Source organism: Microcoleus sp. K4-B3 (genome assembly GCF_036704615.1).
GTDB lineage: Bacteria > Cyanobacteriota > Cyanobacteriia > Cyanobacteriales > Microcoleaceae > Microcoleus.
In genome coordinates, this window is record NZ_JAUBSF010000039.1 from 33,149 (window position 1) to 54,652 (window position 21,504).

Consider the following 21,504-nt stretch of genomic DNA (forward strand, 5'->3'; position numbering starts at 1 on the left):
ACTCTCACAACCATCGCCCATCCGTCTCATCCATTCGGGCGATACAACTTTTTTTCTCAACTCACTCCCATTTTGCTTTAATCTGAGATAAAACAGTTAATAATTCACTTAGGTACTTTTTATGACTCTCAAACGCCGAGATTTCTTGTATTTAGTGACAGCCACCGTCGGAGCTATTACCGCAGGTGCTTGCCAAGCGTCAGGAAATAATGTATCGCAAGCAAGTCCAGTTGCAGAAAGTCCAAAAATAGCCCAAACTCCCGGGCCTTTTACACTGCCGCCTTTGCCTTACGAATACAATGCTTTAGAACCGCACATCGATGCGCGGACAATGCAATTTCACCACGACAAACACCACGCCGCCTACGTTAAAAACCTCAACGATGCTGTCAGCAAATACCCGCAGCTCAAAAATATGAGTGCTGAAAATATGCTGCGAGATTTGAGCAAAGTGCCGGAAGATATTCGCACAACCGTCCGTAACAATGGCGGCGGACACCTAAATCACAGTATGTTTTGGGAAATCATGAGTCCCAAAGGCGGCGGCGAACCCACAGGGGCAATTGCAACAGCAATTAAGCAAACGTTCGGCAGTGTTGACGATTTTAAAGCAAAATTTAACGATGCCGGCACCAAGCGTTTTGGCAGCGGTTGGGTTTGGCTAGTCCGCAATAAAGCTGGCAAACTTGAGATTACAACTACTGCAAATCAAGACACGCCTTTTATAGATGGCAACTATCCAATTATGGGTAACGATGTTTGGGAACACGCTTATTATCTCAAATACCAAAACCTGCGCGCTGACTACTTAAAGGCTTGGTGGAATGTTGTTAATTGGGCGGAAATTAACAAGCGCTACGAAAAGGCGAGCGCCTAGTTCCACAAAGTTTGTTGTTGCGTTCGAGCGCAGACAGCCCAACAACAAACTCTGTTTTAAGTAGGTAGGCGCTGTAAAACGCAATTAAGTAAGTAAACAATTGTCAAATATCCTGAGCCTTAAGCGTGGCTGACAGAGCAATGTTTCCATACTGTTAGATAATTCAGTTTAATGCCACCTACCTACTTATCTTGAGATTCTGAGGTCAAACTCGGGCTGCCCTCAATGTACAATCCACCATCTACCTTTAACACGCTGCCCGCGATGTAGCCAGCCGCATCAGATGCCAGGAAAACTGCTGCTTTCCCTAAATCTTCCGGGAATCCCATCCGGCCCAGAGGCATTTGGTTGCTGAACGACTCAAGCAATTCGTCGCTGTACCAGCGTCGCTCACCCGGAGTATCAGTCCACCCAGGCTCTAAAATGTTGACCCGAATTTTGTGCCACATCAGTTCATTGGCCATAGAAAGAACGAGGTGATGACAGGCTGCTTTGGTGGTGTTGTAGTCAATAGCACCCTTATAGGGAAAATGAGCGTGCGGGGATGAGATATGGATAATCGAGCCTTGGGCCTTCCTTTCGACCATACGGCGGGCGACTATTTGACAGACGTGAAACACACCGTACACCCCTATTTCTAGTGTCCGCTGTAAATCCTCAAATTTAGTTTCCAGCAAGGTGTTTCGGACGCTGGCGATCGCATTTGTTACTAGAATATCGATTTGACCGAGTTCTTGCTCGCATCTATCGATCATCCTTTCCACTTGGTCGCGCTGTGAGACATCTGCTTGAATTGCGATAGCGCGACGCCCGACAGAGTGAATCTGGTTGACTATTTCTCGCGCAGATGTTGGAGAATCGCAATAGTTGACACAAATATCTGCACCAGATTTGGCTAATTCAAGGGCGATGCCAGCACCAATTCCTTTCGAGCTACCTGTAACAAGTGCAATCTTATTGGCAAGCATAGTTAGTATTGAAAAACGGCTATAGCTAGCGCACGGGACGCTCGAACTGCTGTACAACTTTCCGCAAGTAAACGCAGTGCCGCGCCCCCTGACTCGTCGGCGTTGTGAATGCTTCGACTGACTCAACTTTACCGCCCAAATGCTCGATCGCCCTTTGCAACTCCGTTTCTTCCTCCACCGTCCAATTTCCACGGTAAAGTACAGCCAAACCGCCATTTTTCAGCATAGGGAGCGCGCATTTAGCGCAGAGAGGAGCGGCTCCCACTGCTCGGAGAAGTGCTAGATCGTAAGCTTGTTTGTGCTGTGGCCCTCGCGCAATTTCATCGGCTCTGCCCAACAAAGTTGCAGCATTTTCTATTCCTAAAGACGGCACAACTGTTTCCAAAAAAGCAATCTTTTTGCGCGTAGAATCGAGCAAAGTAACTGATAGTTGCGGCAGGGCGATCGCGATCGGCAACCCCGGAAAACCTCCACCCGTCCCAATGTCGATCGCTTTGTGTACCGACTCGGCGCCTAATTCGGGATTTTCCGCCGAATTGTGATTAGCTGGCAGCAGTCTCGCAATTCCCCGCAGAGAATCCCACAAATGTTTTTCCCAAAACTCCATCGGCTCAGTAATTCGAGTTAAATTCAAGGAGCGATTTCCCTCGACTATTAACTCATAAAGCCGCTGAAATTGTTGCTGCTGCGACTCATCCGGCTGCCAATTCAGCGTTTTTTGCCACAACTCGTTCATCTCCGGCAATACAGGTATTGTAATCTGATTCATCTTCTCTTCCCACTCTTTCCTAAACTATAACTATGCAAATTATTTTCGTCGAAAATGGCCCACAAATCCGCTCTACCAGCCCGCACAACTAAGGACTAAGGACTAATGACTAATGACTAATGACTAACAAAACTCGTTTCCTTAGCTTCTAACTTAGCCCGATCGACCTCCTGCAAATCCCCGTGGTCTAAAGTCCAAAATCGGTCAGCAACGCTCAGCAAATCGCTAGCATCGTGAGTAACAATCAACAAAGTCCAGTGACTTTTCAACTTGCTCAACAAGCTTACCAACTGCCGCCGCATCGACCAATCCAAACCCGCCGTCGGTTCGTCCAATAGTAGCAAATGCGGCTGCCGAATTAACTGCACTGCCAGGGCTACCCTGCGCTGTTGTCCGCCGCTCAAAGCGTGGGGGGAAGCGCGCAGCGGCAAATGTCCGAGCCCCACTTCTGCCATTGCTGAGTTAATTTGTTCTTGTCCCAATTCAGGATGTCCCAGTCGCAATTCTTCTAAAATTGTGCCTCCGCAAAAATGCCTTTCTGGAAACTGGAACACTAAACCTCCTAACTCTTGCAAGTGTTCCGGTGTTAATTCCTGTTCGCGCCAGCGGATGTCGCCGCTAGTTTTTTCCGCTAAACCTGCTAATATTTCTAATAGCGTACTTTTGCCTGAACCGCTGCGACCGACAATCAGCCCCATTTGCTGCGAGGGCAGTTCTAAGTTAATATTTTTCAGAATAGGATTCGGACAGGCGGTAGGATGATATACTAAGTTTTTTAGATAAAGCATTAACGCAATTGGTATTTGGGGAGAAGGAAGTTCGCTAACTAACAGTGTACGGGATTGAACGGATTTAACGGATTTGTGCTATTAATAGTTAAGGCTGTTTCTGGCTGTTGCTGATTGCACACAATTATTTTACATAAATCTTTACAAAAACTTCCTTTTTTTTCAGGATTGGCGTTTGATTTTTCTGTTTTTTCATGGTATATTTTAATAATGGAAATCTGTCGTTTAATATATTACAATTCACACTTCCCTTATTAAAATATACCTCAACAACCACAAAAAATCAAGCAAATTTCACTCTTTTTTTGGTCGCAGCCCGAAAGTCTGAAAATTTAACTCTCTTGTTTCTAGTTTACAGTATATTACATTGAGAGAATTGACGATGACGAAAACCCCTTTAGCATCGCTGGGCAAGCAAATGTTAAGTTCTAAACAGACAGTGCGGGCGATCGCCTGTGCAGGAGCGATCGCCCTCAGCATCTGCATTAACTCGGCAGTAGCGGGCGATCCCTTTCGCAACAGCAACCCGCAGGCGATCGGGCCCAACACCGAAACCGCTTTCAAAACAATGTTTCAGCAAGGAAACTACAAACAAGCAAAAACTCAAATTCAACAAGCACTATCAGCCGAACCAAACGAGCCGCTAGCCTATGCAATGGCAGCCTCCCTCTCATACATCGAGCAGGACTTAAACTCGATGAATTCCTACGCACAAAAAACCCGCGAAGTCGGGGAAAAATTGACTAAAACTAATCCATTGCGCGGCAACATCTACACAGCAGCAGGTCACTTTCTAGAAGGGTCGCACATTATAGCCAAAGAAGGAACAGCCAAAGGCGCGCCCCAAGCACTCAACAAACTGCGAGTAGTATTTCAATACCTAGAGGCCGCCGATAAAATAGCGCCCAACGACCCCGAACTTAACCTGCTCAAAGGCTACATGGACTTAATTCTAGCCACAAACCTGCCCTTTTCCAACCCCAACGAAGCCATTCAAAGACTGGAACAAAAAGCCTCTCCGCGCTACTTAGCTTATCGCGGCATGGCAGTAGGTTATCGAGACTTGAAAAAGTACGATCGCGCTTTAGAATTTGCCAACAAATCCTTAGCAGAAACGCCCAATAATCCCGAAGTTCTCTATCTAAAAGCACAAATTTTGTTTTCCCAATCCCAGAGGAACAACGGCAACAAAACCTTACTTGAGGAAGCCCGAAAAAACTTCGACGCAGCCTTAGCAAAACCCGACCAACTGCCGCGCAGTTTAGTAGCCGAAATCTTCTTTCAGCAGTGCAGAACCCGCAACCGTCTCGACAGCAAATCTCGCGCCTGCGACCCGATGCGCGATAAAATTAGAGATGCAGATGGAGTCTGGGGGCCGGCGGCCTTACCACCACTATAAAAACACCAAAAAACTATGCAAGTAGAGTTTCGCGAGTTTAACCCCTTTGACCTCTGGATTTGGCTGAAGTTCAGCAACGTGCCTTCAAACGGTGAAAAACAGTATGTTGAAGAAGTGTTTGACTCTTGGTTTTTCTTGGGAAAACTTGGAGGATTTAATGCGGAAAATTTGCAAGTTCAAGATGAAGGCTTAGATATCAGTCAGATGAATTACGATGTTAATCTAGCCGACCAAAGCATGATGGCTTTGATGCACAATATGGGAGAAATGGAGTATCAAGGTTCTTGGGCTCGCTGCTGGTTTGATTTGGGGACTAGCGATGCGATAGGTCTCGATGTTTTAATTAATGTTTTCCAGCAACTCAGCAAAGAATTCGTAACGATTGAAAAACTCATTATTGGCGGGGAAAATAGAAACTGGCCCGTTGACAACAGTCGCCGTCGAGAGTCTTTTGCTGCTGATAATTAGTCATTAGTGATTACTCATTAGGGGCGGATTCTACTCGTTACTAGGCTCTGCCTGGTAACACATATCCGGAGGCTCTGCCTCCTATTTGCCTGCTCCGAAAGCGAGGCAGAGCCTCTGGACATTGATTCCTAGGCAGAGCCTAGGAACCAGTTAATGATTAATGACTAATGACTGATGACTAATTATGCAAGGTAAAGTTCGCGTAATTGTTTTAGGATTAATTCGATCGGGCGATCGCATTTTCGTGTCAGAATGCGAAGATCCGGTCAAACAAGACACATTTTACCGAGCTCTGGGCGGTGGCATAGAATTCGGAGAACACAGCATCGACGCTTTGCAAAGAGAGTTTCAAGAAGAAATGCAAGCCGAGTTAACAAATATAAAATATTTGGCTTGTTTGGAAAATTTTTTTATTTTTAATGGCCAAGCCGGACACGAACTAATACAACTCTATCAGTGCGAATTTGTCGAACCAAAATTTTATCAATTGGAGAGTCTAGCCTTTGCAGACGGAGAGTGGATATTTACCGCACTTTGGATGCCGATCGAGCGCTTTCGATCTGGCGAATTGCGCCTAGTTCCAGAGCAATTTATCGACTACTGCGAAGGCTAATAATAACTACAGGACTAAGGCAAACTAGCACAGTCTTCAAGCAATTTTTAGTTTTGTAGTTGCGCTTCAGCGCCGGTCGGCGCTGAAGCGCAACTACAAACCTTTTTCAACCGAAATATTTGCTATGACCAACAGGATAAATAAACCCGCCCCTTCCTTCCGCCCCCCGCATTACCCGGATCTACCTTACACTAGGCAGAGTCCGCAACACCTCATAGAGCAAAGAGTTTATAAAACCGAGGGCGATCGCCCCCAGCAAAGCACTCCAAATTCCCCACCGCAAGCGAAATCCATCTACTAGCCAAGCCGCCAATCCAAAGATAGCAGCATTGATCACAATCATAAACAAACCAAAAGTTACCAACACCAATGGAAAACCCAAAACCACAAAAAGCGGCCGCACTAAAGCATTCAGCAATCCAAAAACCGCTGCCGAAATCATCGCTTTTCCAAAAGTGTCAATGTCCACCCCGATGGGCAACTTGGAAATAATAAAAAAGCTCACCGAAGTTACCAGCCAAGCAATTGCCAGCGAAACGATATCCATGTGTTCATCTCCTTAAAAAAGCTAAACATTAAATCGGAACAACAGCACATCCCCCTCTTGTACAATATACTCTTTTCCTTCACTGCGAACTAAGCCTTTTTCCTTAGCTGCATTCATCGCGCCCGTAGCAACCAAATCTTCATATGCTACAGTTTCGGCCCGGATGAAACCCCGCTCAAAGTCCGAGTGAATCACCCCCGCAGCTTGCGGTGCTAACATTCCCGCGATAATCGTCCAAGCGCGAGTTTCCTTTGGCCCGCTAGTAAAATAAGTCCGCAAACCCAATAATTCGTAAGTAGCTCGAATCAGAGATTTTAAGCCACCTTCTTTTACCCCCAGAGATTCTAGGAAATCCGTTCGTTCTTCCTCGGATAACTCCACCAATTCTGACTCAACTTGCGCCGAAACTATGACAACTTTAGCATTTTCTTTAGCTGCTACTTCCCGCACTTGTTCGACATAGTTATTTCCAGTTGCTAAATCGTCATCAGACACGTTAGCAGCATAGATAATTGGTTTGTTGGTCAGTAATTCCAAACCTTTAACTAATTCAGCTTCTTCATCTGTGAAACTGTACTGCCGCGCCGGTTTCCCCGCATTCAAAACCGCGACCAATTTTTCGAGTACATCCACTTCGGCCTGAGCTTCCTTGTTGTTGCGCGCCAGTTTGCGAGTGCGATCGAGCCTGCGTTCAATTTGAGCTAAGTCTGCTAAAATTAATTCGAGATTGATAATGTCAATATCTCGGATCGGATCGACAGAACCCGCAACGTGAATGATGTCGTCATTTTCAAAACAGCGGACAACGTGGACGATCGCATCTACGGCCCGAATGTGAGACAAAAACTGATTTCCCAGTCCTTCCCCCTGACTCGCCCCCTTCACCAAACCCGCAATATCCACAAATTCCATCCGCGTCGGCACAATTTGCGCGGAATTGGAAATATTGCTCAGCACCTTCAACCGTTCGTCTGGCACTGCCACGATACCCGTATTTGGCTCGATCGTACAGAAAGGAAAATTAGCAGCAGTCGCCTTGGCATTAGCAACCAGAGCATTAAACAAAGTAGATTTGCCAACATTAGGCAGTCCGACAATTCCGGCAGTAAGCATAGCTATTAAGAAACATATCACTGTATCAAAATATCATAAGTATCAGCAATATATTTGACTTGTCCCTTCTAACTTCTAAAGCTAAGCTTGAATAAATATCGAACTTGAGGTATGAGGGTAAATGGTTAACAAGTGGTTAAGCAAAGTAACGATCGCTGCGGGGCTCTCGCTGCCCCTGTTAGCGCTGACAGCAGCTAGCCTTTTCGCTCAGATGGTCAAAATTTCGGTGGTTAACAACAGCGGCAAGACGATGACAGCCGTCTATATGTCTCCTCCCGATAAGGATACTTGGGGAGAAAACGAGCTAGATGCCCCGATTGCCGATCGGGAAAAGGCAGATTTTGAGTGGAATCAAGCTGACTACGGCGGCTCGGATGCGGGCTGTGTTTTTGATGTCAGGGCCGAATACTCTGACGGCAAATCCACTGATTTGGATGCTGTTGACCTTTGTAAAGAGACTGCGCTCAACTTCAATTAATCGATAATTTAGGCAAAAACCGAGTTTTTTCAAGTCTGATATTCAACAAAATTATTGGGGACTTGGGAGAAACCCGGTTTTTGCGATCGACCTCACAAACAATCTTAAATTTCGCGATCGACTAAAACATAATTTAAATAGGTTCAGGGATTGTCTGAGGAATTGGCCCCGGCACTGTCTGAGGAATTGGAGAGGGTACAGTTTCCGGCACCGGTTCAGGAATTGGCTGGGGAATTGGCGCAGGTACCGGTTCCGGTACTGGCCCGGGAATCGGTTCGGGAACGGGGCCCGGCACTGGTGGCGATGCGGGTATAGTCGGCAGCCCCGGTTCGGTACTGGGAATCTGCGGGCCTGGAAATGGACTAGGGTTGGGAAAAATCACGGCAATTCTATTAATAACTCGATACAATCATCGTAGATAAAAAACTAAAAATACGACATCTATCTAAATAGTGAAAATTTATTAAAGTTGATATTTTGTACGATTTTTGATCGGCTTTTTGGAGTAGACGAAAGCAACCGGGTTGATCTGTATTTGATTTTTTATGCTGACGGAAAGCAATTTGGTCACAGCCCCCCGGTACAGGCCGTAGACCCTTGAAAAAAGCGTAGCGTACTCATAACGTGCGATCGCTACAGCCCGTGGGAGCAATTCTTTAATCTAAAATCTAAAATCTAAAATCGCGCAATCGAGCGCCCTCCGAAAAGCCTTGCCAGCCTGTAGTTTTGCACGACACCTAGCCAAAAGTACAGGTTCTGTCCTGTACTTACGGCCAGTTGGGAGCTGGCCTTTTGGCTAATTTAAGACTAAACTAAAAGCTAGGAACTTTTTGCGATTATTCTCCTACTATTGAACCTACGCTGTCACAGATTTTTAGGATTAAGCAAAAAGTTTCTCCCAATCCAAATCTGTTTTGGTCTATGCAACAAGGAAACCCGAGGCATAAAGGGGCATAAAAAATGCATCTCCAAGATTTTGTCGAGACAAATATCAAATACGATGTCAGCAAAATAGTAGCCGATCAAGAGTTAAGCTTGGAAATCCAAGAGATTCTGATCGCTCAAGGGCTACTCTCTCCCACAGTAGAAGATATCTTTGGCCCTGTTTCTATTGCTGTTTTAAAACGCTTCCAAAAACTAAATCGCTGCTATGAACCAGGATTTTTGGGAAAACGAACAGCTACCGAACTCCTCGAAGTTGATAAAGTAGCAACGCGAGGAGCGGAAGGTCTTCCCTCAATTCAGGTGAAAATTATCCAAGATACTCTCCTTAAAAATAAACCGTTGCAATCCGATGCTTTGTTGCCGGCAGAAAAACAGCATCTCAAAGCCGGCCTCACCCTCAGAGTTGCATCATTTGAAGTTGAGCGCGGTCATTTAAAAATTACCTTAGCTGATACTCCAGTTGAGAATACTTGGACTGGATATATTTTTGGAGAACACGCCGAAGTTTTTGAAGGCACTACCAGAATTTATCCAAAACGCGATGAAATTAAATTGCCTGTTCCTTACAAATCTCAGAGAGATAATGAAATCAACCCTGATGGTTCCTGCAATGTTACTTCAATAGCGATGTGTTTGGAGTATCTAAAGATTCCTCGTCGGCACAGTGAGGGCCAGTTTGAGGATGAGCTTTACAACTATGCCTTAGATCAAGGATTAGATCGCCATGTGGGCGCTCATATAGCTCAAATTGTTCGCGACTATGGAGCGAAAGATAACTACAGTGAAACGGCCACCATTGAACAAGTTAAAGATTGGTTAGCGAGTGGAAACCCAGCAGTTGTACACGGTTACTTTACTCAAAGTGGCCACATTATCGCATTAGTTGGATATGACAGCGCCGGCTTCATTGTTCACGATCCTTATGGGGAATGGTTCGCCGATGGATACGATCGCAATGAGCCAGACGGAAACGATGAAAAGGGTAAGTTCCTGCATTACTCCTACGGAATGATTAAAGATAACTGCATCCCCCCCGATGGAAGCTTTTGGGTACATTTTATTTCCCGCTCGTGAGAGTTGGTGTCATTTCTCCATTTCCTAGAATCGTTAAAAGATATAAAATATTAGCTATTAACGATTAAAACAAATTTAAACACTTTAATTAAACAAGGCAGTTATGGCAAAAAACATTTACGCGCTGTTAGTTGGTATTGACAACTATTCTCCCGCATCTAATCCTATCGTCCCTCCCTTAAAAGGTTGTGTTAACGATATTAAAGCTATAGAAGCTTATCTGGGAGAGCGAATTACTCAAGATAGCGAATGGAAACTGATAGAGCCTACAGACCAACCTTGGATACTGCTCAATCAAGATGCCACTCGTCAGGCAATTATCAGCGGTTTCCAGCAGCATTTGTGCAACGCTGACAGCGAAGATGTGGTCTTATTTTACTATTCCGGTCATGGCGCTCAAGAGAAATCACCAGAGGAATTTTGGGAATTAGAGGCAGACCGCTTAGATGAAACTTTAGTGTGCTATGACAGCCGTGCAGAAAATGGTCGGGACTTAGCTGATAAAGAACTAGCCTACCTCATATCCAAAATAGCCCTAAAAGAACCCCGCATTGTTGTCATTCTTGACTGCTGCCACTCCGGTTCGGGAACCAGAGACTTACCCCCGGAAACAACAGTGAGGCGCGCCTTAGTAGACTCGCGGGAGCGACCGTTAAGCACGTTTATTTTTGCCGAAGACGCACCCGCAATTCATGAAATACTAAGCAGTGCTAAACAATCAGAAAAAAAGACAACTGGTGTGATTTTGCCCAAGGGAAAGCACATTTTATTCTCTGCCTGTAGAGACTACGAACTGGCGAAAGAATACAAAACTGAGGATGGAGAAAGTAGAGGAGCTTTCTCTTACTTTTTGCTGCAAACACTACAGCGAACAAATGGCAGCATAACCTATCGAGATTTAGCGAGAAATATGAATGCTCTCGTGACCGGCAAAGTCAAAGAACAGTCGCCTCAAGTAGAAGCAACAGACAGGCACGATTTAGACCAACCTTTCTTGGGCGGTGCTATTAAAGAACGGCCTCACTACTTCACATTAACTCACAGTCAAAACCTTCGGAATTGGGTAATTGATGGAGGGTCTATTCACGGAATTCCTAAACCCTCTAATGGGGGAGATACTCGACTAGCATTTTTTCCCTATGGCAGCAGTGCCCAAAAATTGCGCCAACTTTCAGAAGCTTTAGGCGAAGCACGAGTCACTCAGGTATTGCCACAACGCAGCCAAGTAGAAATTATTAACGGTCAAGACAGCTTATCAGAAACTGAGAGCTATTGGGCAGTGGTGACAAGTTTGCCGTTGCCAGCGTTGAAAATTTACATTAAGGGCGATGAAAGTGAAGTCCAAGGCATCAAAAATCTGCAAGAAGCACTGTCAAAAGCAGCAATTGGCAACAAACCTTCTTTGTATGTGCAGCAGGTAAATGAACCTAAAGATGCAGATTGCCATCTGTTAGTCAGTCAGGGTCAGTATTGGATTTTACAGCCTGATAATAACCGGCCTTTAGTTGCTCCGATTCCCGAAGAACCCAATCAGTCGGGATACACAGAGGAAATTGCTTTACAGGTGATTTATCGTTTAGAACATATTGCCCGTTGGAATAACATTTTACAACTCTCCACTCCGGCGACCAGCCGCATTAAAACCGACGAGGTGGAAATGGAAATAATTCTGCTTTGCGGTCAGCAAGAATCTTCGCCAGGGGATAGAGACGGAAACATCTCCTCATCTGAGATGCGTGTCGATTACGCCTATGACAATGGGGAGTGGCAAGCGCCAAACATCCAAATAAGGCTGACCAATAAAAGTGACAAAAAATTGTATTGCAATGTTATCGATCTTTCTGAAAGTTTTGCCGTAGACACTCCATTTTTTGACAGAGATAGCAGCATCTTGCTTCCCGCCAAAAATTCAGAAAATCCCTCTAGTATTACCAGCTTTGATGATATTATATTTCAAGTACCAGACGAATATTTTGAACAAGGAATTACTGAGTATAAGGATATTCTCAAGCTAATTGTATGTACCACAGAATTTGATGCTAGCTTGTTAAAGCAAGATGGACTAGCGCCGCCTAAACTGACTCGTTCTCTTGGAGAAACTGAGGGAACTCTGAATAGCTTGATGGCACAAGTTAATACTCGCGAAGCCGTGAGAGCCAAGGGAAATTATGATGATTGGATGACAAAGGAAGTCACGATTACAATTGTCCGACCTCAAGATGCTCAACCCATTAACGCTAATCGCAGCACTGCCTTACAACAGGGTGCCGTCGAAGTTCAAGCTCATCCAACTTTAAAAGCGAAAGTGAATCTCACCACTGTACCCCAAGCGAGTCGAGATTTAGGGAATTTGATTTTACCTGCGATTTTGCGACAACAAAATCGCGTGAGTGAATCTTTCCAATTTACAACCAGCCGAGGCACTGATCCAGGGTTAAGTGCTTTGGAGTTAAGTGATGTAGAAGGTTATCAAGCGGTGACACCAGCAACCCCTCTCAACTTGTTGGTCAATCAAGAATTAGCGGAAAATGAGCATATCTTACCTTTTGCTTATGATGGGGAATTTTTCTTGCCATTAGGAAGAGGGGCGAGAACTGAAGATGGCAAGATAGAGATTACGCTGGAACGCTTACCCAAACCAACAGTTAGCAGTCGCAGCCTTCACGGGTCAATCCGAATTTTCTTTGAAAAAGTCGCCTATCAAAAATTGGGAAGACCTTATGAATATCCTATTTTAGCTGTAGCAGAGGTCAGCGAAAAAGGTGATGTCAGCTACGAAAAAAATCCAGACCAAGTTAAAGCTAGAGTTGGAAAAGCCCAGCGAATCATTCTCTACATTCACGGGATTATAGGGGACACGCAAAGTATGGTTCCTAGTGTCAGACAGACGTTAGTAGAAGTGGACGGACAACAGCGACAGATTGCAGAAATTTATGACTTAGTTTTGACTTTTGACTACGAGAATATCCAAACAACCATAGAGGAAAATAGCCGCTTATTAGGTCAAAGATTGCAAGCAGTTGGTTTGGGAGGAAATCACGGCAAGCAGTTGCATATTGTGGCTCACTCAATGGGGGGTTTGGTTTCTCGCTGGTTTATCGAGCGAGAAGGTGGGAATCAGATCGTACAGCACTTGGTGATGTTAGGGACGCCTAATGGGGGTTCTCCTTGGCCTACAGTACAGGATTGGGTTTTCACAGCGCTTGGGATAGGGTTGAATCAACTTTCAAAAATTATTTGGTCGACCAAAATAGTTGCTCAATTACTGGAGTTTTTAGAAGCAAATGATTACTCGCTAGAGCAAATGCGACCGGATTCTCCTTTTCTGAAAAAACTTGCCGAAAATCCTGACCCAGGGGTTCCCTATACAATTATTGCGGGCGATCGCTCAATTGTTTCAAAAGCTCTAGAATTTCAACCAGACAAGGAATCAAATCCCTTACAACGGTTATTGAGCAACCTTTTTGGTCAAACTAAAGACAGAGTTGTAGAATTGGCATTTTTCAGTCAGCCTAATGATATTGCCGTTGCTTTAACTAGCATCAAAAATGTCAGTGCTAATCGCTCTCCAGCACCCAAAATCCTATTACCGGATACTGCGTGCGACCATCTTAGCTACTTTACACATCAGGCTGGGTTAGATGCTCTGGCAGCGGCTCTTTTCCCCACTCCAAATGGCAATAGCCAGTTATTAGTAAAACCTTTGGCCGTGGCAATAGTAGAGGATGAGCCAGAGATTATGAATTCTCAGCCTGTGGTTAAAAATACAGTCAACCCTTTACCTGTTGCAGAACAGCTTGCCAAAACTCCCGTAGAAAGTCCCTCTCCAGCCTCTAACAGTCTCACCAGTTCACATTCAGTTGGCTCGGATACGCTAAACGTTCAAACACAAAATAATTCAAGGATAACAGGTTTAGGAATTGGGCTAGCTGCGTTTTTAATCGCAGCCGCTATTGGCTTAATTGGTCTATGGCCTCGTTCTCCCGTGCAACAACCAGTGAATCAAAAATCAACGAGTCAGTCTAAGGAACAGGCACTATATCAGTTTAAAAAAACTAGCAATTAGTTTTTGGTTGACAGTTTGACCATAATCAAACTGAAATTTGAAATAAATTAGTCGGGGGAATTAAAGAATGTCGGAGATTAAACGCAGTCTGGCAGTGGTGATTGGTATCGATCGCTATTTTAACAACATTCCCCCCTTGCAAACAGCAGCCAATGATGCTCAACAACTTGCCAATCTGATCGAGGAAAAGTATCAATACCAAGTTTTGTTACTGTTAGATACAGATGCCACTCTGTCTAATATCAGCGATCTCTTGGCAGGCTTTGCCGAGAAAATACTGGTTTTTCCGGATGGCCATAAAGTGCAAGTTGCAGCGGACGATCGCATTTTGTTCTATTTTGCGGGACATGGCATCGCCTTAGATGGACTGGATAATGCAGAAGGCCCGGCTGGCTTTTTGATTCCTCAAGATGGTGAACGAGATGATAGCGACACTTGGCTGTCGATGCAGCGATTGCACGATAGCTTAATCCAACTGCCATGCCGCCATTCGTTAATTATCCTGGATTGCTGCTTTGCTGGGACTTTTCGCTGGGCGGCAGTTCATCGGGAGGCGGTGCGATCGCAAAAAGTATATCGCGAACGGTACGCTCGCTACACATCAGGCTGCGCCCAGCAAGTCATTACCTCAGCAGCGCATGATGAAAAAGCCGCCGACTCCCTGTATCGGTTTGGACAGCGAAGCGAAAGTTCCAATCACTCTCCCTTTGCAGAACTTTTACTCAAGGCGCTTGAGGGAGAAGCAGACCTTACCAAAGATGGCGTAATTACCGCAACAGAACTCTATGCCTATTTACAATCAGAATTCGGCAAAATAGCAGCTAAACAAACCCCGGGTTTTGCACAGTTAAAACACCATGATAAGGGCGAATATATTTTTATTCTTCCTGGTTTTGACGTTAATCAATTGCCCCCTGCACCCAAACTAAATGAAAACACCAATCCCTACAAAGGATTACAATCATTTGAAGAAGCAGATAGCGACAAATTCTTTGGCCGACAGGCTTTAAATGAAAAATTAGTTGAATTCGTCACAGAACATCCCTTAACTGTGGTTCTAGGCGCATCAGGTTCAGGGAAATCTAGCTTAGTCAAAGCTGGATTACTTCCCCAATTGAAAACAACTCAACCCAACTGGCGCATCCTCTCTCCTATTCGTCCGGGTGAGTCTCCTTTCAGTGCTTTAAACTCTGCCATAGAAAACGAAAATTTAACAGAATTCCTGATCTCTAACGAGCTAGTTTCTGACAAAGACTTACCAGAAACTAGCACTAGATCTCCCAGTTTGGAAGCAGGACAAACTTTGCAAAGCTTGTTATACAAACTCAGTGCATGGAAAAACTTTAATCCTCACACAAAATTGCTGTTAGTCATCGACCAATTTGAAGAATTAGTGACTCTCACCCAAGATAGCCAAGACCAAGAAAATTTTTTAAATTGGTTAGCAAAAGCCTTAGAATTTCTCCCTGATTGGTTGCGAATAGTCATAACTTTACGTTCCGATTTTGAACCTCAGTTTAGAGATACAGCCTTAAAACCCTATTGGAAAAAATCACGATTTGTTGTTCCCGCCATGACACGGGAAGAATTACGCCAAGCGATTGTCGATCCTGCTGCTGCTAAGGTGATGTATTTTGAACCGGCCACCTTGGTAGAGCAATTAATTGATGAAGTCGCACAAATGCCCGGAGCACTACCTTTACTTTCTTTCACCCTGAGCGAACTTTATTTTAACTATATTAAAAACGTCAGAGAAGGGAAAAGAAATAATCGGGCAATTACTCAAGAAGACTATGAAGAATTGGGCGGAGTTACACGCAGTCTGACCCAAAGAGCCGACGCGGAATATGACGAATTACTTAAAAGCGATCGTGCTTATGCAAAAACCATCCGCCACATCATGTTACGCATGGTAGCTGTAGGCGGTGGTGAATTAGCTCGCCGGCGGGTATTAGATGAAGAATTAATTTATCCCGAACCGGAAAATCAACGAGTCCAAACAGCCATTGAGCAATTTTGTGCCGCACGTCTATTAGTAAAAGGGCGAGATACCGAAGGCAAAGGCTATGTTGAACCGGCCCACGATGTCTTGATGCGAGGATGGCAAAAGCTAATAGTTTGGGAACGAGAACATCAGGAAAATTTAATTTTGCAACGGCGGCTAACCCCAGCAGCTATAGAGTGGAAAAGCAAAGAAAAGCCACTGAATTTTCAACAAAAAATAGAACCACTTGTTAATTTTATAGACAGCAGCCTCCTCTCTTGTCAAAACGTTTTTTACCAGATTAATGCAACTTTGATTAAAGTCGGGAAGCGCAAACCCAGCCTCCAAAAACGCAGCCAAGAAAAACAAGAAGAATTTCTATGGGATACCAACCCTTATCTGAAAGTATTAGACGAACATCTCAAATACGATGAAAATTGGTTTAACGAAGTAGAGGCAGAATTTTTACAGCGCAGCCTCCGACGCCGGCGTAACAACCTCCGCCGCAAAATTAGCCTGATTGCTACAGCCTTTGCTGTGACATTAGGATTTCTCTTTTATCAATGGAACCAAAATCTACAAGCCCAAAGCAGAAGCTTAGCGCTATCGGCTGAACAACTTTTTAGCTCCGATCGAGAATTAGATGCTTTGATAGAAGCTTTAAAAGCCCTAAAAATAATGAAACAGGCAGTTTGGGTTTCTTCAAACACGCAGGAGGAGGTTGTGTCAGCCCTGCAATCTGTTATTTATCGCATCAGAGAATCCAATCGCTTGAAAGGTCACCAAGCTGCTATTTATAACATCACTTTTAGTCCTGATAATCAAACTTTTGCCTCTGCTAGTGCAGACAATACGATTAAACTTTGGAAATCAGATGGGAGTTTACTCAATACCCTTTCGGGACATACCAACGAAGTTTATAGCATTAGTTTTAGCCCAGACAGTCAAATTATTGCCTCTGCTAGTGCCGATGGAACGGTTAAACTTTGGAAACCGAATGGCACTTTACTCAATACCCTTTCTGGGCATAAAGGACCCGTCTTGAATGTTAGTTTTAGTCCAGACGGCAAGACTCTTGCCTCTGCTAGTGCGGACAAGACAATTAAGCTTTGGAAACCCGATGGCACATTGCTCAAAACCATTCAGGATAAAGCTCCAGTCATTAGTGTCAGTTTTACCCCAGACGGACAGACTATTGCTTCGGGTGGTGCGGATGGAACGGTCAAGCTTTGGAAACTCGATGGCAGTTTACGGAAAAGTTTTCCTGCCCATAAAGCGCGGATTATGAGTGTCAGTTTTAGCCGTGATGGTGAGGTTATCGCCTCATCAAGTGAAGACAAGACGGTAAAAATTTGGAAACCCGATGGCACTTTAGTTAAAACTCTTGAGCATAATACTTATATTTTCAAGGTTAGTTTTAGCCCAGACAGTCAGTTGCTCGTCTCATCAAGTGCTGACAATATTGTTAAAGTTTGGAAACGCGATGGTACTTTGCTGAATACTTTAACTGGACGGAGCCCTTCTTTTAGCCCCGACGGTCAAATTCTTGCCTTTGCCGGCATTGATAATAGCATTGAACTGTGGAAGTTTAATAATAGCTTACGCAAAACTTTGACGGGGCAGACGGATCTTGTTTTGGGTGTTAGTTTTAGCCCCAAAAATGACACATTGGCTTCGGGAACTGCTAATAGCTTGGCTGAAGTCTGGAAACGAGATGGCTCTTTATTGAAAACCCTTTCTGGGCATCAAGCGCCGGTTTCTAGCGTCAGTTTTAGCCCCGACGGTCAAACGATCGCCTCTGGTAGTTTGGATAGCAAAGTAAAACTTTGGAAACAAGATGGCACGTTGCTGAATACCCTTTCTGGTCATAAAGCTCAAGTTGTGAGCGTTCGTTTTAGCCCAGATGGTCAAACGATCGCCTCTGGAAGTTATGACACCACAGTGAAGCTTTGGAAGCCAGATGGTACCTTGCTCAATACTCTTTCTAAACATAGCGGTTTAGTTCTGAGTCTTAGTTTTAGTCCTGACAGTAAAACTCTTGCTTCAGCAAGCCTTGATAAGACCGTCAAACTGTGGAAAATGGATGGAACTTTGCTAAATACTATGAAGCATGAGGATCAGGTTTATGGCGTTAGTTTCAGCCCAAATGGTCAAACCCTTGCCTCGGCTAGCGATGATGGCACGCTTAAAGTTTGGAAAAAAGATGGCACTTTGCTCAAAAGCTGGACGGGGCATAGGGTGGCAGCTAATAGTATCAGTTTTAGCCCGGACGGCAAAATATTAGCTTCGACGGGTAATGATAAGACGGTGAAATTCTGGAAACCGGATGGCACTTGGATCGCTACTCTGCCGGGGCATACTGCGGCGGTTCGCAGTCTTAGTTTCAGCCCTGATGGTAAGACTTTGGCATCGGGTAGCGATGATACGACGATGATTTTGTGGAATTTGGAGGGATTAGAACTCGATGCTTTATTAAAGCATGGTTGCTTTTGGATGCGCGATTATTTCAATAATCCTAATGTCAATCTTAGTAAAGAAGACCGCCAGGTGTGCGATCGCATAAATCGCGGCTCTTAGATGGTCAAAGTAGAAGCATCTAAATATTATTCAGGGTTAAGGGAGGAAATCAGCTATGGAATTTAATGCGATATTTCGTAAACAAAAATACCACAATCTTTTCATAAAATTGACTGTTTTTTATAGTTTAGCATTGATCTTAGCGTCTTGCTTGACAGTGTGGCAGTGGCGATCGGTAGAAAAAGCGACAATTAAGATGCGTAGTATTGATGCAAATTTACGTTTTAATCAAAAAACAAGATTGGCATCTTACAGAATTATTCAAGTTCAGGATGTGGCACAGATCCAGCAGATCGATCCCTCGGCAGAGCAACAGCGTTCTGTTTGGAGTGTCGCTTTTAGTCCCGATGGTAAAACCCTCGCTACTGGGAGTTTCGACCAAAGTATCAAATTTTGGGAGGTGGCTACCGGCACAGTTATTAAAACTTTCAGAGGCGATCAGAAAGGAGCTTTGAGTGTGGCTTTTAGTTCTGATGGCAAAACTCTCGCTTCTGCAAGTTTCGACAACTCGATCGAACTCTGGGACATGGCTACTGGTAAATCTATTGACAGGTTAACGGGTCATAAAAATTGGGTTTTGAAGATTGCTTTTAGTCCTGATGGTAAAACCCTTGCTTCTGCGAGTAGCGACAAAACTATCAAACTCTGGGATGTGGCTACTGGTAAACTCATTCACACCTTGACCGGTCATCAGAGTTGGGTTGAGTGTTTTACTTTTAGCCCGGATGGTAAAACTCTTGCTTCTGGGAGTAGCGACAAAACTATTAAACTTTGGGATGTGGTTACGGGTAAACTGATTAGCGCTTTGACAGATGGCAAGAATTCTGTTTTGAGTATTGCTTTTAGTCCTAATGGTAAAACTCTGGCTGTTGGCAGTTTTGACAATAAAATCACGCTGTGGGATTTGGCTGCGGGTCAAATTTTTGCAAGCTTGAGGGGCCATCACCAAGGGGTTTTGAGTATCGCCTTCAGTCCTGATGGCAAAACTCTCGCTTCTGGGAGTTTCGATGACACGATCGGACTCTGGGATATGGCGACGGGTAAACGGATTCAAACTTTGATCGGCCATCAGGACTGGGTTGAGAGTGTCGCCTTTAGCCCTGACGGTAAAATCCTGGCTTCTGGAAGCTGGGATCGGACGATCGGACTCTGGGATGTGGCGGAGGGTAAGCCTGTTCGCACTTTGGCTGGGGGCGGGGGTTCACACCTTTTAACTTGGGAAAGCAAAGTGCTGCAAGATTATTCAACGTTGATTAGATCGCCATCCTAAAAAGCGATCTTGAAGCAAAAAACAAACTCTCACAAGGAAAAAAACAATGGTATTAGAAATCAATCGCAAACGCTCTGAAACCTTGCAGCATAACCATACCCACTGCACTGCAAATATTGGTTTCACCGCAGAAGAAATTGAGCAGTTTAGTTGGGGAACGCGAGGTTTTTTTGAACAAATGCCTGCCAATGGAGATGGCTATGAATGTTACGGAGACAATTGCTATGGTCGTCCAGAAGTGCTTCAGGCTCTCAAATATGTCTGTAATCAGTGGGTAAAAAAATATCCTAAACCCCGCATTGGCATCGGAGATATCAGTACAGCAGAAGGGCCAACACCAGGTCATAGCTCTCATGACAACGGACTTGATGTTGATATTTCTCTTGTTGCTAACACTGATGCAGAAATTGGACTTACTTGGCGCGCTCCTGAATACTCTCGCGATCGCACTCAAGAATTGGTAGATTTATTCTACAATAATCCAATTTTGCGTGTTAAAACAATTTTGTTCAACGATCCACAAATCACAGGGGTAGAATTTTGGGATGGACATGACAATCATCTTCATGTGAGTTTCCTTTCCCCTGGAATTGATGCAGCCCCCTACAGCAGTGACCAACAAGGCGATCTGCGACTGGTTGTACCCCCAATGCAGGGAGAACGAGTCCGCAAACTTCAAGAAGATTTAGCCAACGTTGGCATTTCAGTTACAACAGATGGTATCTTTGGCACCGAAACTGATGCCGCAATCCGAAAATTTCAGGCTCAACAAGGGTTGCAGGTGGATGGAATTGTCGGTTTTGTCACCCAAACTAAACTGACACAGTTAATTTCTGGACAGTCTCGTGGGGTTTCCAGCGAACCATCCGGCCTGAAAGTCCAAGACGTGATTGACCAAAAGCAATCAATTCCTTTTGATGATATTAACTCGGGAGTTTTAGTTGAAGATCAACTATTCTGTGCAGAAATTCAAACCATTTTACGCGCTAATCATCTTTTAGAGGTTGTTGATGGGATTTACGGCCCTCAAACGCAAGAAGCCTTAAGAAGTTTTAAAGCCAGCCGTAAACTTGATGGCGGAGATGTATTAGGGGCAACCACCGCTAAAGCTTTACTGGATGCCAAGCAGGGTGCTGGAATGTTACCTGATTGGAAAGGTGGTGATAAAGAAGCAGCGGTGCAGGCAATTATCAAAGAAGCTCATCGCCAAGGAATTACTTCTCAAGCTCAAATTGCTTACATTCTCGCAACCGTTGAACATGAAACAGCAGATAGTTTCCAACCCGTAAAGGAATCGTATTATTTGGGTGAACCTGAAGGGGAGAACGACCGCAAAACTCTGCCCTATTATCCGTTTTACGGACGGGGGTACGTGCAACTGACCTGGGATTACAATTATCGGAAATATTCTGATGTGTTAGGTCTAGATTTGGTTAACGACCCCGATCTTGTCATGCGTCCCGATATCGCACTCTTTATCCTGGTTGATGGTAAGCTGTCAAACATCTAAACTGCATTAACTAAGTTACCTTTACTTTTTATTTTTCGGTTCCATTTCATAATTAGTC

General features: G+C 44.5%; 16 protein-coding genes. 10 read left to right on the forward strand and 6 right to left on the reverse strand.

What is annotated here, in order from left to right; all coding sequences use genetic code 11:
• Positions 1-121: 121 nt before the first annotated feature.
• Complete coding sequence (locus QUA78_RS17485; RefSeq protein ID WP_333302052.1) at positions 122-877, forward strand: Fe-Mn family superoxide dismutase; 756 nt, start codon at positions 122-124, stop codon at positions 875-877.
• A 182-nt stretch (positions 878-1,059) separates the two neighbouring features.
• Here QUA78_RS17485 and QUA78_RS17490 read toward each other — a convergent pair whose 3' ends face one another.
• From QUA78_RS17490 to QUA78_RS17500, 3 genes are all read right to left on the reverse strand, one after another.
• Positions 1,060-1,845 (reverse strand): SDR family oxidoreductase, encoded by a 786-nt coding sequence (locus QUA78_RS17490; protein ID WP_333302053.1) that lies wholly within the window; start codon positions 1,843-1,845, stop codon positions 1,060-1,062.
• 25 nt (positions 1,846-1,870) lie between these two features.
• Positions 1,871-2,614 carry a 16S rRNA (guanine(527)-N(7))-methyltransferase RsmG gene (rsmG, locus tag QUA78_RS17495; RefSeq protein WP_333302054.1) on the reverse strand — a complete coding sequence of 248 codons (744 nt, stop codon included), beginning with the start codon at positions 2,612-2,614 and terminating at the stop codon, positions 1,871-1,873.
• A gap of 116 nt (positions 2,615-2,730) precedes the next feature.
• Positions 2,731-3,402, reverse strand: coding sequence for an energy-coupling factor ABC transporter ATP-binding protein (locus tag QUA78_RS17500; RefSeq protein ID WP_333302055.1), 672 nt, complete (start codon positions 3,400-3,402; stop codon positions 2,731-2,733).
• 382 nt (positions 3,403-3,784) lie between these two features.
• Between QUA78_RS17500 and QUA78_RS17505 the strand changes: the two genes are divergently transcribed.
• The 3 genes from QUA78_RS17505 (at position 3,785) to QUA78_RS17515 (ending at position 5,882) form a co-directional block, all read left to right on the forward strand.
• Entirely contained in the window at positions 3,785-4,801 is a 1,017-nt protein-coding gene (locus QUA78_RS17505; protein WP_333302056.1) for a Sll0314/Alr1548 family TPR repeat-containing protein, read from the forward strand.
• A gap of 15 nt (positions 4,802-4,816) precedes the next feature.
• Positions 4,817-5,269: a DUF3531 family protein gene (locus QUA78_RS17510; RefSeq protein ID WP_333046970.1), complete on the forward strand. Its 453-nt coding sequence runs from the start codon at positions 4,817-4,819 to the stop codon at positions 5,267-5,269.
• A 184-nt stretch (positions 5,270-5,453) separates the two neighbouring features.
• Positions 5,454-5,882, forward strand: coding sequence for an NUDIX hydrolase (locus QUA78_RS17515; RefSeq protein ID WP_445302353.1), 429 nt, complete (start codon positions 5,454-5,456; stop codon positions 5,880-5,882).
• Between the two features lie 181 nt (positions 5,883-6,063).
• Here QUA78_RS17515 and QUA78_RS17520 read toward each other — a convergent pair whose 3' ends face one another.
• Together QUA78_RS17520 and ychF are read right to left on the reverse strand one after the other, a co-directional pair.
• Positions 6,064-6,429: a phage holin family protein gene (locus QUA78_RS17520; RefSeq protein ID WP_333302057.1), complete on the reverse strand. Its 366-nt coding sequence runs from the start codon at positions 6,427-6,429 to the stop codon at positions 6,064-6,066.
• A 21-nt stretch (positions 6,430-6,450) separates the two neighbouring features.
• Positions 6,451-7,542 carry a redox-regulated ATPase YchF gene (gene ychF, locus QUA78_RS17525; RefSeq protein ID WP_333398935.1) on the reverse strand — a complete coding sequence of 364 codons (1,092 nt, stop codon included), beginning with the start codon at positions 7,540-7,542 and terminating at the stop codon, positions 6,451-6,453.
• A gap of 121 nt (positions 7,543-7,663) precedes the next feature.
• On the opposite strand from ychF, the gene QUA78_RS17530 reads away from it, so the two are divergent.
• The gene (locus QUA78_RS17530; RefSeq protein ID WP_333304986.1) at positions 7,664-8,020 is read left to right on the forward strand and encodes a hypothetical protein; all 357 of its coding nucleotides are present in this window, start codon (positions 7,664-7,666) and stop codon (positions 8,018-8,020) included.
• A gap of 133 nt (positions 8,021-8,153) precedes the next feature.
• Here QUA78_RS17530 and QUA78_RS17535 read toward each other — a convergent pair whose 3' ends face one another.
• Positions 8,154-8,402, reverse strand: coding sequence for a gamma-aminobutyric acid A receptor, epsilon-like protein (locus tag QUA78_RS17535; RefSeq protein ID WP_333162589.1), 249 nt, complete (start codon positions 8,400-8,402; stop codon positions 8,154-8,156).
• 578 nt (positions 8,403-8,980) lie between these two features.
• Here QUA78_RS17535 and QUA78_RS17540 point away from each other — a divergent pair.
• The 5 genes from QUA78_RS17540 to QUA78_RS17560 all read left to right on the forward strand — a co-directional run bounded on the left by QUA78_RS17540 (position 8,981) and on the right by QUA78_RS17560 (position 21,446).
• The gene (locus QUA78_RS17540; protein WP_333304988.1) at positions 8,981-10,039 is read left to right on the forward strand and encodes a C39 family peptidase; all 1,059 of its coding nucleotides are present in this window, start codon (positions 8,981-8,983) and stop codon (positions 10,037-10,039) included.
• A gap of 103 nt (positions 10,040-10,142) precedes the next feature.
• Positions 10,143-14,105, forward strand: coding sequence for a caspase family protein (locus QUA78_RS17545; RefSeq protein ID WP_333304990.1), 3,963 nt, complete (start codon positions 10,143-10,145; stop codon positions 14,103-14,105).
• Positions 14,106-14,172: 67 nt separating this feature from the next.
• Positions 14,173-18,666, forward strand: coding sequence for an nSTAND1 domain-containing NTPase (locus QUA78_RS17550; protein ID WP_333304992.1), 4,494 nt, complete (start codon positions 14,173-14,175; stop codon positions 18,664-18,666).
• A gap of 109 nt (positions 18,667-18,775) precedes the next feature.
• The gene (locus tag QUA78_RS17555) at positions 18,776-19,936 is read left to right on the forward strand and encodes a WD40 repeat domain-containing protein (RefSeq protein WP_333398936.1); all 1,161 of its coding nucleotides are present in this window, start codon (positions 18,776-18,778) and stop codon (positions 19,934-19,936) included.
• Positions 19,937-19,982: 46 nt separating this feature from the next.
• Positions 19,983-21,446, forward strand: a complete 1,464-nt coding sequence (locus tag QUA78_RS17560) for a penicillin-insensitive murein endopeptidase (protein WP_333304996.1) — start codon at positions 19,983-19,985, stop codon at positions 21,444-21,446.
• Positions 21,447-21,504: the final 58 nt, after the last annotated feature.

Excerpts from the sequence above, each read along its gene's own strand:
- QUA78_RS17485 (WP_333302052.1), top strand. The coding sequence starts at position 122 with ATGACTCTCAAACGCCGAGATTTCTTGTATTTAGTGACAGCCACCGTC.
- QUA78_RS17490 (WP_333302053.1), bottom strand. The coding sequence starts at position 1,845 with ATGCTTGCCAATAAGATTGCACTTGTTACAGGTAGCTCGAAAGGAATT.
- rsmG (WP_333302054.1), bottom strand. The coding sequence starts at position 2,614 with ATGAATCAGATTACAATACCTGTATTGCCGGAGATGAACGAGTTGTGG.
- QUA78_RS17500 (WP_333302055.1), bottom strand. The coding sequence starts at position 3,402 with ATGCTTTATCTAAAAAACTTAGTATATCATCCTACCGCCTGTCCGAAT.
- QUA78_RS17505 (WP_333302056.1), top strand. The coding sequence starts at position 3,785 with ATGACGAAAACCCCTTTAGCATCGCTGGGCAAGCAAATGTTAAGTTCT.
- QUA78_RS17510 (WP_333046970.1), top strand. The coding sequence starts at position 4,817 with ATGCAAGTAGAGTTTCGCGAGTTTAACCCCTTTGACCTCTGGATTTGG.
- QUA78_RS17515 (WP_445302353.1), top strand. The coding sequence starts at position 5,454 with ATGCAAGGTAAAGTTCGCGTAATTGTTTTAGGATTAATTCGATCGGGC.
- QUA78_RS17520 (WP_333302057.1), bottom strand. The coding sequence starts at position 6,429 with ATGGATATCGTTTCGCTGGCAATTGCTTGGCTGGTAACTTCGGTGAGC.
- ychF (WP_333398935.1), bottom strand. The coding sequence starts at position 7,542 with ATGCTTACTGCCGGAATTGTCGGACTGCCTAATGTTGGCAAATCTACT.
- QUA78_RS17530 (WP_333304986.1), top strand. The coding sequence starts at position 7,664 with ATGGTTAACAAGTGGTTAAGCAAAGTAACGATCGCTGCGGGGCTCTCG.
- QUA78_RS17540 (WP_333304988.1), top strand. The coding sequence starts at position 8,981 with ATGCATCTCCAAGATTTTGTCGAGACAAATATCAAATACGATGTCAGC.
- QUA78_RS17545 (WP_333304990.1), top strand. The coding sequence starts at position 10,143 with ATGGCAAAAAACATTTACGCGCTGTTAGTTGGTATTGACAACTATTCT.
- QUA78_RS17550 (WP_333304992.1), top strand. The coding sequence starts at position 14,173 with ATGTCGGAGATTAAACGCAGTCTGGCAGTGGTGATTGGTATCGATCGC.
- QUA78_RS17560 (WP_333304996.1), top strand. The coding sequence starts at position 19,983 with ATGGTATTAGAAATCAATCGCAAACGCTCTGAAACCTTGCAGCATAAC.